Source organism: Magnetococcus sp. PR-3, from assembly GCF_036689865.1.
Lineage (GTDB): Bacteria > Pseudomonadota > Magnetococcia > Magnetococcales > Magnetococcaceae > Magnetococcus.
Genome location: NZ_JBAHUQ010000011.1, coordinates 34,076 through 48,848, shown reverse-complemented (window position 1 = coordinate 48,848; position 14,773 = coordinate 34,076). Strand labels below are relative to the sequence as shown.

Here is a 14,773-nt window from a genome sequence, read left to right as displayed (position 1 = left end):
ATACTTTTGTAATACAACAGAAAAGCCCCACATACGCATTCAGCCCCCTCCACCATGAGCACAAAATACGTTTAAAAAACTTTTTACGCCTTAATCATCACTTTGAGTGATAAGATGATGCCTTTTCGCTCTAACTGTATAGTCAGCCATTAAAATGAAACCTCTCAAAGACCTCACACGCATCCTGTTTGCTGATGATGAAGACCCCGTACGTGGGCTTGTGAAGATCGCCTTTCGTCAAATCGGCATTCAAGTACTTACCTGCCGGGATGGCCATGAAGCGTTGGAACGTGTGGTTGATTTTAAACCTGATTTAATCATTCTTGACTATGACATGCCCCCCGGCCCCAATGGCTTGGAGGTTGCCAAACTAATGCGTGAGCGACCAGAGCTTACCCAGACTCCCATTATTTTTCTCTCGGCCAACAACCAATTTGAGAGTGAAGGCTATACCGTCCTGCACAAACCCATCGATCCCTTTCAGTTTCCTGCAGAGATTAAAAACCGTTTTCTCCAGGGCAGCCTGAATTCACCCACTTAAGGGTAAATGAATCACGGTACGCATACCCATAGGCTGTACATTCTCCAGGCGCATTTGCCCTTTATGCAGCACCACCACCTCTTTCGCGATGGCCAACCCCAAGCCCCGCCCCCGACCATGGTTACGGGAGAGCCGCAACGTTACCCCATCCAACAGCTCACCCAGTTCCGTCTCATCCAGGTGTGGCCCCTGATCTTCTACCAGCAGTTGTACGCCATCATTATCGGCATAACAGGCCACCTTAACCTCACCATGACGGGGAGAGAACTTGAGGGCGTGGTTGAGCAAATTATCAATCACCTGACACATACGGGCTGCATCATAAGCCAGCGCGGGCAAAGGCTTACAATCCATGACCAGCGCGACCTCACGCTCATCGGCACTCCAGCGGTAGATCTCAACCCGCTCCCGCAGCAAAGAGAGCAGGTCCCCAGGGCTACGCTGCACCTGCAAGCGTCCATCCCACAACATTGCCATATCCATTAAGCTATCGAGCAACATAAACATACGGTTACTGCTGACATGAATGCTTTCACTAAAGCGTCCACGCTCTTGCTCGGTCAGCTCTCCATCGGTGAGCATCATGCTCATACCCATAATGGCGTTGAGGGGGTTACGTAAATCATGGGCAGCCATCCCCATAACACGGGTTAAAAAGGTACTGAACTGCCCCAATCGGTTCTGAGCTTTTTCTAAAAACTGACGGGAGCGCTTAAGCTTACGAAAACGCAGAACCCGGGAACGCACAAACTGGGCAAAGGTGGGTGCATGGATCGGTTTTACAAAAAAATCTTCCGCACCGGTACGTAACATGGCCTGATGCTGCACCGGATCCTCTTCACCGGAGACAAACAGAATGGGCAGATCCAGGTTGGCGGCATCCATGCGTAAAATGCTCAGCAGCTCCATACCTGAAAGCTGAGGCAGGTTTTGATCCAAAATCACCAGATCTGGTGTCCACTCTGAGAGGCTCGCCAGCGCACTCTCTCCATCATAAAAACCCCGTACCTGCATCTGCTCCTTACTCAATAGATGGCTTAGATAGCGTACAAAATCCTCATCATCATCCACCACCATTAACTGGATGGGCGTATCACTGCCACTACCGAGATGACTTTCCACACTCCACAACAGATGCGCGTGATCCAGGGGCTTACTTAAAAATGAGGCCCCTCCCAGCTCATGGGCTTGCATACGCTGTTCAATGCTGTTGTCTTGGGAGAGAAAGATCACGGGCAGAGGGGGGGCACACTGCTGGAGTAACGCTTCCAACAGTTTTTCACCACACCCCTGCTCAAAGGCTAGATCCATGACCAGCAGATGGGGCTGTCTGACCTCGACGGCCTCTTTCAAAACCTGGCAGCTTTGAAAACACTGTACCTGCAAACCATAGATGGTCAGCAGCTTTTCAATATCCCGTACCACCGCTTCATCGTTATCGGCCAGATAGACCCAGGTTTCATCATCCCCATCTGGGTTTGTTTTATGCTGAAAGGGGAGGTGCTCTTTGCTAACCACGGGCACTCCTAGAAAACGGTTTGAGTTGGTACATACACAAACGTCGTGTACTATAGGCGTACTTCTCTTTTTCATTCCAGAAAAAAGCATTTTTATGGCTGCAAGGCTTCGTCATTTTCTGTTGACTACCATGGCTTTTATGGGCCTGGCCGCAGGTGTGTCCATCGCCCAGGCAGAGCCAACCCTTCAGCCACCCCTCTCCTGGGTTCTTTATACGGGAAAATCGCGCCCTCACCACCATTTTTACAACTATGATCCTGTGGTATTCCATAGCGACCATCACCCCTCTCTACGAGCCTTAGCGGATCGGGGTAAACAGCTGCTGGCACGGCTGCCCTTAAGCAGCATAACCCCCCAACAACTACAGACCCAACCCCAGCTCAAATCTCTACTGATGGCAGGTCAAAGTGAGGGGGATGGGGTGTTGCAGGTGCAAAGGCAGAATCCCCGTTGGATTGCCTATGTGATTGAGCAACGCATTCCGCAGATTCTACGGCGGGGTTTTCATGGCCTCTATTTACCAGATATCACCAACCTCAGCCCCAACACAGGGGACACGAACCCTAACATGGTACTACTGCGCACCATCCGGTACCATTATCCCCAGCTGCTTCTCATGGCCCAGGCCTCTGAACTTCATTTGGAGACCCTGGCCAGTCAAGTAAAGATGGTGGTGTGGTCCATAACCGAAGCACAGTTAACAGACCCCCAGCACCATGCTTATTTAAAGCAGCTTATCCGCCGTACGCCGATGCTTCACCATTTGGCGCTGATAAAAGGGGCCGCCAGTTCTGCCCAGCTTGAACCACTTCGTCAACTGGGCCTGCACCCCTACGTCTCCAACACCGTATTAGAAGCAGCCACACCATGAGATGGCTTATACTCATGGTACTGCTCAGCATATGGCTGCTACCCATACAGGCTCACGCAGAACTTAAACGCACCATTTTGGCCCTTTATGAGGAGCGCGAGAGTGACAGTATTCGCTGGACCTTGAGCCATCGCTTAGCAGAGATGCCGCTGAACCACCTGGGCCTGAAGGTTCGCTACCGCCCCCTGCGCGCCCCCTGGCCCACAGCGCAGGAGATGGCCGATGTTCGGGGCATTTTGCTATGGTCCGAACAGGATGAAATGCCCGACGCCAATGGTTTTCTAAGCTGGTCCAATCGCATGCTGGCCCAGGGGGTACGTATTACCCTGCTGGGGGCACGCCCCTTTTTAAAAGATGAACAGGGCAAGCAGGTCAATCCAGCCCTGGTAGATCAGTTTTGGAAACAGTTGGGGCTGGAGGATCGCCAGGATTGGCGCTATGTCACCTTTGACACCCGCATTGGGACTCAAAACGCCAACATGGTGGGTTTGGAACGCCCCTATGGTGGAGTGCTCCCCCCCTACCCGACGATACGCCGCCGGGACCCCCATGTAACGGTACATCTTAGTGTACAGCGCCCTGCTGAGTCCGACAGCCACAGCCATTTAATCACCACCGGCCCCAACGGAGGGTATGTGGCGGCGGGTTATGCCTTTCATAGCAATAGTGATGGGAAACGGGTGCAGTGGCATATTAACCCCTTTGCCTTTTTTCGCCATAGCTTTGCCACCGATGATCTGCCCAAGCCTGACACCACCACTCTATCAGGGCGACGTATCTACTACAGTCATGTGGACGGCGATGGCTGGCGCAACCCTTCGGAAATCAAACCCTTTAAGGATCTAAGCTTACTCTCTTCCGAGGTACTCCTAAAAGAGATCATCGAGAAATATCAGCGACTACCGGTGACCATCGCCCCCATTAGTGGTGATCTGGATCCAGAATGGTTTGGGGATAAAGAGACCCAACGCATCGCCCGTGCCTTGTTTGCACACCCCCAGGTAGAGGCGGGCAGCCACACCTACAGCCACCCTTTGGACTGGTCCTTTTTTGAGAATGCCGACCCCGCAAGGGAGGCCCCCTTTCGTAAACTCTACGCCAGTCCTAAGGGGGCGTATCTCAATCAAATTCTCACCATGCTGGGGGTAAACAAAACCCAGGTGGTGCCCTATGACTCCCCCCGTGAGCGGCAACAGCTTATCAACCAAGACAAGAATAAACAGGAACAAGATCGGTTGCGGCTAAAAGGGTATCAGGTCCCCAGGGTCTATGGGGTCGAGCCTTTCTCTGTTGACCGTGAGGTCAAAGGTTCCATTCAACAGATTGCCCAGTTTCTACCCAAAGGAAAAAAGGTCAAGCTCTACCAGTGGTCCGGCAACACCCTGCCCTTTGAAGCAGCAGTACGGGCCGTACGGAACCAGGGGTTGGGCAACCTGAATGGGGGAGACTCTCGCTTTGATCGGGAGTTTCCCTCCTTTGCCTGGGTCTCTCCGCTCGGGTTACAGGTGGGAAAGGAACGGCAGATTTACTCCTCCAACAGCAATGAAAACACCTATACCGATCTATGGACTGACCGTTTTTTTGGTTTTCAATACCTCGTACGCACCCTCTACAACACAGAGATGCCGTGGCGTATTAAACCCATCAACGTCTACTACCATATGTACTCTGGGCAAAAGCTATCCAGTCTTAACGCTCTGAAGAAAAATCTGGATTATGCCCTGAGCCAACCCATCATCCCCATCCACGCCAGCCACTTCACCCAGGTGGTGGATGGGTTTTATGAGAGCCGTCTGACCGCTCTGAGCCCTCAGCGCTGGCAACTAACCAACCATGGGGCGATGCAGACCCTGCGCATGGACCATGCGACCTTTAAACAGGTCGACTTTACCCAGAGCCAGGGGGTGGTGGGTCAGCGCCATTTCCACGGCAGCCTCTATGTGCATCTGGATCCAGCAAACAGAGAGCCCATCGTTGCCCTAAAAGCCAATACCACCCCTCAAGCCCCCCCCAAGGCCACACGCCCCTACCTACTGCAAGGGCGCTGGCAGGTCCAGAATTTACACCTAACATCCCCTGAGCATTTTACCTTTAAGGCCAAGGGGTTTGGTCCCAGCCAGCTACAGTGGCAGTTTCCCCATGCGGTACGCTGCAAGGTTGTCGTTAAAAATCCCCAAGGCCAATCTTGGATCCACACGCTAAGCAGCGATGCAGGAGAGCGCCTGTTTATCAATCAGGATGGTCCGGATCAGAGCCTTCTTCACTTCACCGTCAACTGCCAGGGTGCCCCATTATGATCCGCCCCTATCTACTGGTAGGGCTGTTGATTCTGTTGGGGCTTTTTGGGGTCTATTTGCTGATTCCCAATCAAAAAGAGCTGGCCTATATGACCTTCAAAGATAAACGCTTTGAACAGGCCAAAACCATCTATGAGCAAGAGCTGGCCCAAGGGGACCTGACCGTCACAGTCGTGGTCCCCCTCTCTAAGCTCTATCTACAATATGGAGAGGTTAACAAGGCCGTAGATCTACTGGAACGTTTTCTCCAGCAAAATCCCAACCATCTACAGGTTATGGAGAAGCTGGGGGTCTACTATCAGTATGCCCAGCGCCCGGAGGATTATGAGCGCAACCTGGAGGCCCTACTGGCCCTGGCCCCCAGTTTAAAACGGTTTCGTGAGCTGGCAGATATCTACAGCTTTCAGGCCCGCCATGACAAACAGATCGTTATTCTACAGCAGCTTATTGCGCACTATCCCCAAGCACGTCAGGCGCATTTGGATCTCGCCCGCCTGCTGGCCGCTGCAGACCGTTTTAACGAGGCCGACCAGGTATTGCGGACCTTTGCCCAGCGCCACCCCAATGCCATGGAGATGCGCATACAAGAGCTGCACCTGAACATTCTTCTACGCAGCAACCAGTTTACCGAAGCACTGGCACGTTCACAGATGTGGCTTAAACAGAGCCAGGATAAAGAGGCGGCCACCCTCTATCTCTCCCTCTTCCAACAATACCGCCGCTGGCAGGATGGCTGGCAACTGGGGCAGCCCTTTATACCCCATGCCCACCAGCACCCCCCACTACTTGTGGAGCTTATTCAGATCCAGATGGTGCTGGGTCAAGAGGATCAAGCCTATCAGCACTTGGTCAAGCTACATCAACAACAGCAGTTACCGGATGCAGCCCACCCACTTCTGTTGCAACTGGCGCTTAAACAGAACCGTACCCCCCTGGTCATTGCCCTGCTAAAAACTGTCCGCCCAGAAAAACTACCGAGCTGGTTACAGCAATCGGCCTTGCGCTATCTGCTGGACCATAAGCAGGAACAAACACTACGTTGGCTATGGCAGGCTCTGTTAAAAACTGATTTTCCCCAGCAGGATCCTGCCCTGATCACCCGTGTGGCCTATCACCTGGGAGAGAAGCAGCAGAGCCGAAAATGGTTGCAACAAGCCCTAGCCACAACCACCCTACCCCCTATTCAACGGCTGGACTTAGCCTGGGTTGCCCATGACTTAAAAGAACCAAAAACGGCCTTGGAGCAGTTAAACAGACTTTCACAACCTGCGATTCTCATAAAACTCCCCCCCCGTTCGGTGGCGGCGCTCTATGTGGCCATGAAACGGAGCAATCAGGGCTGGAAACGCTTTAATACACTGACTAAAAAACAGCTGCGCCATACCGACTGGGCTGCCGCCTGGAACCTGCTGGCCCTGCACAGTAACCGGCGTGATGCCCTGGCACGCTGGCTACAAAGCCCTGCCCTTAAACAGCAGAGCAGCACGTATTTACAGAACATCTACTATGGAGCCATGGATCGTGGCTGGAATAGTGAGGCCCTAACCGTTGCCCAAGCTCTTGCTCAGAGAGAGAGCAGACATCACATGCTGCTACTCTACGCCTTGCAACAGGCCAAACAGCCCAAAGCACTTTTGAAACAGCTCAATACACTACAATCCCTTAATCAAGACCAACGGGCACTCAAAGGGTGGGCACTGCGTTTACTGGCCAAGGAACGGGGTATTAAACCCCAGCTCATCACCTTTTTAAAACAGCAACTGAACGCGAACAACCTACCCCCTCAAGAGCGTGAGAACATAGCCCATGAGCTCCTTAAGCTCGGGGCACGCCAACTCGCCGAAGCCCAGTTTTATCTCTTAGCCGACAAGGATGGTCCTGATGGCCAGCATACCCGTGCACTTATCTATCTCTGGGGACCCCGTCCCGATGCTAAGGCCATGGCGTGGCTTAAACACCGCCTACAAACTGCCCCAGAGCAGCAGCAGCCTTTGTGGATGGACCATCTTCTTAAACTGGGCGGCGCCGAATATGTGGTGGCTTTTTTCACCCCCTGGCCCCTACGTCTACCCTCTGAAGCCCACCTATCACGCTACCTGTCTGGCTTAAAAGATCTAAAGGATCACCGCACTCTGCGCAGCCGACTTACATGGTTATTAAACTATCCCTGGTCGGCCCCCTTCTACGCTCAACAGGCCGTCAATGCCCAAGAGTTAGAACACCCCAAACTGGCCTTGCGTTACTACACGCATGCCATGCAGGAGAGCAAGGCATTAAAGGCTCTTCTCTACCAGAAGGCGGGGGAGTTGGCCTATCAACAACGGCGCTACAAACAGGGGCGTAAGTGGGTTGAAAAAGGTCTCTTTTACCATCCGAGGGTGTGGACGCTGCATCGACTGCTGGGGGATGTGCTCGAGGCACTACGCCTACCCCAAAAAGCCCAGTACCATTTTCGCCAAGCGATGAAGTTGATACCTAACCCCCAAAAGCTTAAGGGAGAAGCACGTATCGGATACGCCCATCTACTCTGGAAAACCGGTCAACCACGGGTGGCCCTGCCTATTTTAGAGCGGTTGCTGCGACAACATCCCAACCACACCCTGCTACGCCTGGATCTGGCCGACCTGCTTCTACAACTTAAACAGCACAAGCGGGCCCGAGAAATACTAAGAGTCCCCACGGGTGAACGTTGACTTAAGTTGCCCGGTTGTGAAAGATGACAGCAGACCCCGCTGCCAAAGGATAAAGCGTTGAGCGAATCCCCAGAGGCCTCTACGGAGGTGCCCCCAGTACAGATAGATACAGATACACTTGTATCGTCAGACCCACCGGTGCGCTCAGCTTGGCATCTGCTCGCCATCGCCACAGCAGAGATTGTGTTCTTTTTTGCCCTCTGTCTGGCAGTGGATCTCTTTTTTTTTAGTGGCGACCGCTTTATCACCCTTGCCCCCCACCCCTTTTGGATCATTATTCTACTCACCTGCGTCCAGTATGGAACCGGAGCGGGCTTAATCGCTGCCACATTGGGTACCATCGCCCTACTGGCGGGTAACATGCCCCCCCACCCTTTTGAGCAGGATATTTTTAGCTATCTGTTTGAGGTTGGCATCCGCCCACTGATGTGGTTAACCACCGCGGTGATACTGGGGGAGATGTCCCAACGACATATTCACGCCCGCCGTGAGCTGGACCGCAAACTCCAAGAGGCCGAGAGCCGTGCAGCCGATATTTCCCACTCCTTCCGCACCATTGAGCAGCAGAAGCAGAATTTAGAAGTTCGCCTGGCCGGGCAAATGCGCACCGTCATCTCCACCTATGAAGCTGCCCGCGCCATTGAAAAACTCGAGCCCGCCATGGTGCTATTTGGGGTGGCGGATATGATTCGCTCTATGATCGCCCCTGCCAAATTCTCTCTCTTTACCCTTAGCGGTGATCGTATGCAGGCGGGCATTCAACAGGGTTGGGGGGCGGAAGATCACTATGCCCGCCTGTTCAACACCCATGATCAGCTGTTTCAAGAGATTGTGGGGCGTAAACAGATTCTCTGCATTGCCAATGCAGAAGATGAAAAAATTCTCGCTGGGGAGGGGGTTCTAGCGGGTCCCATTCGGGATGGTCAGGGGGGGCGCATATGGGGCATGCTGAAAATAGAATCCCTAGGCTTTATGGAGCTGAACCTCACCACCTTGGAGAATTTTCGTGTGGTGTGCGAATGGATCGGCATGGTTTATCACAATGCCCGCCAGTTTCAAGACGCCCGTTCCAATAGCTTATTTAATGATGATAAGACTCTTTTCTCGGATGCTTTTTTTGGCTGGCAGAGTGACTTTTTGGCCCGCCTGGCTAAACGTATCGGCATCGATGCCTGCATCATCACCGTACAGCTGAGCAACCCCGGCCAACTCTCTGACGAAGTGGTTAAAGAGTTTCCAGAGATGCTTAACAAGATGACCGAACAGGCTCTGCGCACCACTGATCTGCCCTTTGAGCAGCAAAAACGGACCGATGAGGTTGCCATTCTACTACCGGGTACACCTATGGATCATACCGGCCGGGTGGTAGAAAAGATTGAGCAGTTTTTTGAAGAGCACTATCCAGATCTAAACAAGAAGCTTCATTTTAACATCACCGTGCAGGATCTAACCGGCCAAGAGAGCCCCTAAATGGCCACCTTCGCCCACCCCTGGCACCAAACCGTCGTCTTAACTCTTCTGCTGCTCATGGCTCTGGCTGCCGAGATCGGGTTGGGCTGGCTACGGTTAGTAAGGCAAGAATCTCTGCCTCTTATGCTGCTGGGGCATGCCGCCGTGGTCAGTACTCTACTCTTGGTCACCCTCTTTATCCAGCGCCGAGGATGGGACAGCCGGGTACTGAGCATGGCCACCCTGACCACCTTGTTTCTGGGTCCTGCCGCACTGCTGGCCAGTCTGCTGCAGCTGATCCTCGTCATCCGCTTTACCCGCACTGCCACCCCCTTTGAAAGCTGGTACCGGGCACTTTTTCCGGAAGAGAACCAGGGCGCACAGCACACCCTGCATTTAGAACTTCTACGTACCGACCCTGCCGCCATGCGCAGTGAGAGCGGCCTAACGGCTTTTAATGATATTTTTGCCTTTGGTTCTATGGACCAAAAACGTAATGCCATCGCCCTGATACTCCGCCACTATCATCCCTCCTTTGCCCCACTGCTAAAAAATGCCCTGCGCGATGAGAACAATGCCATCCGCGTACAAGCGGCCTCAGCCATTAGCCATATTGACAAAGGCATGGCCAACCAGAGCATTAAGTTGGATGAAGCACTCCGTAAGGAGCCTGACCACGCCCCCCATCAACTGGCTTTGGCTCGCCACTATGACGCCTACGCCTACTCTGACCTGTTGGATGCCAAGGAGTCGGCGCAAATGCGCCAAAAAGCCCTGGATTGGTACCAGCGTTATCTGGAACAGGTTCCGCAGAACCTAAAAGTCATTGAGTCGGTCATCCGGGTATTGATTCGCCAACAGCGCTATGAAGATGCCCTGCACTATTTAAGAGAACACCAACAAAAATGGGGGGATAACAGTCGCATGGTGCTGTGGTATCTGGAGTCCCTCTACCATGTAGGGGATTATCAATCCTTGCGTCACTACTGCCAGCAACATGGACAAAAACTGCTGGAGGATGAAGGACTGTTGGAGGAGAGCCGCTCAGCCTTGACCCTATGGTTGAAGGGAACCGATCCGCAAACAGGGGCGCTGCCATGAGTGACAAACCTGCGGATATCTGCCTACTGCTGGAAGGTACATACCCCTATGTAGCGGGGGGGGTTTCCACCTGGGTGCATGATCTACTGACAGCCCAGAGCCACTTAACCTTCCATCTGGTTCTACTCTTGGCCCCCAGCACGGAGCGCACCATACGCTACACGGTACCAGACAATGTGATCGGCATGACCGAGATCATTATTCAGCAGCTACCCGTAGGGGCTGCCAAAATCCCCAAAGCCAAGCGCTTCTTTAACCAACTGGAAAAGCCCCTGGAGGATCTGTTTACACAAGCACGGCTAGAAGATCTGCAAAAGCTGTTGGATCTGCTTGAAACCGCCCCTGTACCCCTGGGTCAACAGCTATTACTGGACTCGGAAGCCGCCTGGGAAATGCTGCTGCGCATGTATGAACGGGACCACCCCAACAGCTCCTTTTTGGATTACTTCTGGAGCTGGCGTGCGCTGTTGGGGGGGCTTTTCTCCATTCTGCTTCCTCCCCTACCCAACGCCCGTCTCTACCATGCGATCTCCACCGGCTATGCTGGGCTGCTACTGGCCCGTGCCCATTTGCAAAAAAAGGTACCAACGCTGATTACCGAACACGGCATTTATACCAATGAGCGCCGTATTGAGATTGTCACCGCCGACTGGCTCTATGAGGAGAGCAGCATGAAACGGCTGGCCATTGAAAAAACCAGCCGTGATCTGCGGGATATGTGGATCGATACGTTTACCGCCTTCTCCCGTCTCTGTTATGCCGCCAGTTGTGAGATCATCACCCTCTACGGGGGTAACCAATCATTTCAGCTGGCCGATGGGGCCGATGCTAAAAAGATGAAGGTGATCCCCAATGGAATCGACTACAACCGCTTTGCCGCGATTAAAAGGAACGACGACCATCCCCCCACGGTGGCACTGATCGGCCGGGTGGTACCCATTAAAGATATTAAAACCTACATTCGTGCCTGCGCCCACCTGACCAAACTGATCCCCAATCTACAGGCATTGATCTGTGGCCCGACCGATGAAGACCCCCTTTACGAGCAGGAGTGCCGAGAGATGGTACGCTATCTACAGCTTGAGGAGGTTGTTACCTTTACCGGACCGGTTAAATTGGAAACCGTCTTGCCGCGCATTGATGTCAACGTACTCACCAGCATCAGTGAAGCCCAACCGTTAGTCATTCTAGAGGTAGGGGCCGCAGGCATTCCCACCATCGCCACCGATGTAGGGGCCTGTCGGGAGATGATCTATGGACCTGAGGATGAGACACCAAAACTAGAGCCTGGTGGAGAGATTGTACCACTCTCCGATCCGGAGACCACCGCACGGGCCATCGCTACCCTGCTGACCAATCCAACCCTCTGCAAACTACAGGGCCAGGAGATGCAGCAGCGGGTACGCTACTTCTACCATAAAAGTGATCTAAACCTGACCTATGCACGGCTCTACCAGAGCCACCTACAGCCTCAAGAGGTGCGCTAATGGCGGGTATTGGGTTTGTTCTTAGGCGTCTGGCTAACCGTGAGGATCTTACAGGAATTCTGCAGGGGTATCTCTTCTCTGCCGTTATCTCCTCAGGCCCCTGGCTCTTTACCATTATCGCCTTAGGCAGTATGGAGATGTTCGGCAGCCTGTTTGTCTCCCACGGCCTACTTAGCGATTTTCGCCTGGTGGTGATCTATAACTTTGGCTTTTCCCTGGTTACCACGGGTCCGGTCTACATGGTCTGCACCCGCTATTTGTCCGATCTGATCTATGCCAAAAAGGTGCAGCATACACCGGGTATGCTTATGGGTAGTCTGCTGTTAATTCTTGTCTATCAGGCGGTGATCAGTGGCTGGTTCTATTTTTATCAGGTAGAGATGCAGCCCTACTTCCGCTGGGCCGCCTTTATCAACTATCTGCTGATCTGTTTGATCTGGCAGGTAACCATTTTTTTAACCGCCCTAAAAGATTATACCGCCATCTCCATCACTTTTGCCCTGGGGTTAATATTGGCCCTGCTGGCGGCCATTGCCATGGTCCCCCTGTTTGGGGCGGCGGGTATGATGACGGGGTTTAATATAGGTCTGCTTATTATCTTTAGCAGCATCTGCGCACGTATCTTTGCCGAGTTCCCCTACCCTTTTATCCAACCCTTTGCCTTTCTCTCCTACTTTCGACGCTATTGGGAGCTGGCTGCGGCGGGGGCTCTTTATAATCTGGCCAGTTGGATCGATAAATGGGTGATGTGGTTTGCCCCTGAGCGTGAGTACAGCCCAGCAGGCATGTTCTCTTTCCCCAACTATGACACACCCATGTTTCTGGCCCTGCTCACCGTCGTGCCCGCTATGGCCTATTTTCTGTTTAATATTGAGACCGCCTTTTTTGAGCGTTATCTCAGCTTTTTCCGCAACATTGGACAGCACAGCACCTACGCCCATATTCGCAACAGCCATCAGGCCATTTTGCGGGTGATCTATAGTAATGGTCGCAACCTTATTATCATTCAGGGTGGGATCGCTTTTGTGGCCATTATGACCGCCCCAAAACTACTGCCTATGCTGCATTTAAGCCATCTTCAACTGGGAATTTTTCGGCTCGCTGTGCTGGGCGTTTTTTTCCAAACCTTAAGCCTCTTTTTAATGGTGGTACTCACCTATTTTGATGCCCGCAAGCTGGTGGTGTGGGTTTTAATGACCTTTTTAGTCACCAATTTGCTCTTTTCCATCATCAGCTTAAATCTGGGGTTCACTTACTACGGCCTGGGTTATGTGCTCTCAACCATCATCACCTTTGCCACCGCCTTTATGGTCACTCTCAGGTTTATCCACAAGCTGCCCTATATGACCTTTGTGCGTAATAATACCTCCATAACCTAACCAGACCAGAGAGACATCAATGGAGGTTAACCCAGCCTCTCCTCAGCGAAGGCTTCATCGTTATCCCCCCTTACCTGCCCCCCCAATCACAACACGACCACAGTGATGGACTGTTCAGAACAACGTGTATGATCTTGAAAAATCCACCGACACAAAGCAACCGCCCCGACGGCGAGAACCTGCAACTCTGGGATCAGCTTTTTGTGTACAGGAGTTAAGGCTCAACGTGAAAAACTGCGTTCCGCCAATGGACGATTTTTTAAAGCTTTTCAAGTGATTTTTTGGTGCAAAAAGATAGGCCCTTTTAATGGCTGAATGCATAAACAGCAAACGGACAGACCCAGCAGGAGGCGGGCATTGTGACCAAAACCAGCACATGTACCGCTTGAGTGATGGTGTGAGGCCCAATATGGCCAGACAAGGCGATGGAAACCTTGTCATTCGGGCACGATTAAGTACTGGTGAGGGGGATGGGGTTATCGAAAGCGATCCACAACTCTCTCAGCCATTTCATGAAAAGGCATCCACGGGGGCTTGACCACCGTCACAGCGACAAGCCCCCTCATGCTCTCACTGCGGCCAGTGATACTGAAACCACTATGCATGCTGCAAACCGGATGCTTTATCAGATGCTGGCAAGATAGAAAATTAGCGATATGGTGCAGGGCTAGTGTAGCGAAAAACGCCCTACCACCCTACCCATCCGTCAACGCTCTATTACTTACGGATGGTTAGGGAGGAAGGGACAAGCAAGCCCCAATCATAATCACATACTCAGTAGTTACCCACCCAGGAGAGCACATAGAAGGTGCCGACTAAAATGACCACAGCGAGTACTCTGTGTAGCCATCTTGACCCCTGGCTATGAACATTCTCTTTGGAGATGGCCAGCTGCTCTTCATCGGTCAGGTCCGGCAGTTCATGGTGACACTTTTTACAGATATAGACCTCGACAGAGCCACTCTCACCACAGGCCGGACATATGCGCTGTCCTTGTAGCTTTCTACCCACAACCGACAGTCCCAGCACGATCGGCAGTGGACTCAAGGTTATGGAAGCTAAACAATACCACAGCACACTACGTTTCAGCAGATACGCCAGCACCCCGACTAATACGTTGATCAGTATAACAAGGGCGATAATTCCTACTTCAGCGGCTTCCAGTCCAAACATTGCATTCCCCAAATCGATAACATCATAGACCTCTGATTCGCGCTTGGTCAGGTTGATCTGCCAATGAACAAAACAAAGGTACCCGTGTGGATGACTCTACGCCCACACATTCAATTTCTAAATGCTGTGGCTCAATAAACGGTCGTCCACACTGAGAAAGCCGGTCTTATTTTAAGGACTCACTGCCTGTGTTGGCGAATGGGCGGGAGATATGGACGACAGCGTTAGGCAGCAAGAAAGAGATTAAACCATGAGGATGTCACT

At 52.4% G+C, this 14,773-nt stretch carries 10 protein-coding genes; 8 read left to right on the top strand and 2 right to left on the bottom strand.

The genetic code is table 11. From position 1 onward, the window contains the following. Positions 1 to 154 precede the first annotated feature (154 nt). On the top strand, positions 155 to 541 hold the full coding sequence (locus tag V5T57_RS07940) for a response regulator (protein ID WP_332890654.1): 387 nt from the start codon (positions 155 to 157) through the stop codon (positions 539 to 541). Here the strand turns inward: V5T57_RS07940 and V5T57_RS07935 are convergent. Continuing rightward, positions 530 to 2,059 (bottom strand): response regulator, encoded by a 1,530-nt coding sequence (locus tag V5T57_RS07935; protein ID WP_332890653.1) that lies wholly within the window; start codon positions 2,057 to 2,059, stop codon positions 530 to 532. The genes V5T57_RS07940 and V5T57_RS07935 overlap by 12 nt on opposite strands. Before the next feature lie 94 nt (positions 2,060 to 2,153). On the opposite strand from V5T57_RS07935, the gene V5T57_RS07930 reads away from it, so the two are divergent. Genes V5T57_RS07930 through pelG form a run of 7 tightly spaced genes read left to right on the top strand, consistent with a single transcriptional unit; the run spans position 2,154 to position 13,336 of the window. Next, a complete protein-coding gene (locus V5T57_RS07930) occupies positions 2,154 to 2,930 on the top strand; it encodes a putative glycoside hydrolase (protein ID WP_332890652.1) in 777 nt (258 codons plus the stop codon). Then, a complete protein-coding gene (locus V5T57_RS07925) occupies positions 2,927 to 5,227 on the top strand; it encodes a polysaccharide deacetylase family protein (protein WP_332890651.1) in 2,301 nt (766 codons plus the stop codon). The genes V5T57_RS07930 and V5T57_RS07925 overlap by 4 nt, the downstream gene beginning before the upstream one ends. After that, entirely contained in the window at positions 5,224 to 7,920 is a 2,697-nt protein-coding gene (locus V5T57_RS07920) for a tetratricopeptide repeat protein (protein ID WP_332890650.1), read from the top strand. Before V5T57_RS07925 ends, V5T57_RS07920 begins: the two co-directional genes overlap by 4 nt. A gap of 57 nt (positions 7,921 to 7,977) precedes the next feature. Then, complete coding sequence (locus V5T57_RS07915) at positions 7,978 to 9,390, top strand: GAF domain-containing protein (protein WP_332890649.1); 1,413 nt, start codon at positions 7,978 to 7,980, stop codon at positions 9,388 to 9,390. Next, positions 9,391 to 10,470, top strand: coding sequence for a tetratricopeptide repeat protein (locus tag V5T57_RS07910; protein WP_332890648.1), 1,080 nt, complete (start codon positions 9,391 to 9,393; stop codon positions 10,468 to 10,470). Further along, complete coding sequence (gene pelF / locus V5T57_RS07905; RefSeq protein ID WP_332890647.1) at positions 10,467 to 11,957, top strand: GT4 family glycosyltransferase PelF; 1,491 nt, start codon at positions 10,467 to 10,469, stop codon at positions 11,955 to 11,957. The genes V5T57_RS07910 and pelF overlap by 4 nt, the downstream gene beginning before the upstream one ends. After that, positions 11,957 to 13,336 (top strand): exopolysaccharide Pel transporter PelG, encoded by a 1,380-nt coding sequence (pelG, locus tag V5T57_RS07900; RefSeq protein WP_332890646.1) that lies wholly within the window; start codon positions 11,957 to 11,959, stop codon positions 13,334 to 13,336. Before pelF ends, pelG begins: the two co-directional genes overlap by 1 nt. A gap of 774 nt (positions 13,337 to 14,110) precedes the next feature. Here the strand turns inward: pelG and V5T57_RS07895 are convergent. After that, complete coding sequence (locus tag V5T57_RS07895) at positions 14,111 to 14,509, bottom strand: hypothetical protein (protein ID WP_332890645.1); 399 nt, start codon at positions 14,507 to 14,509, stop codon at positions 14,111 to 14,113. Positions 14,510 to 14,773: the final 264 nt, after the last annotated feature.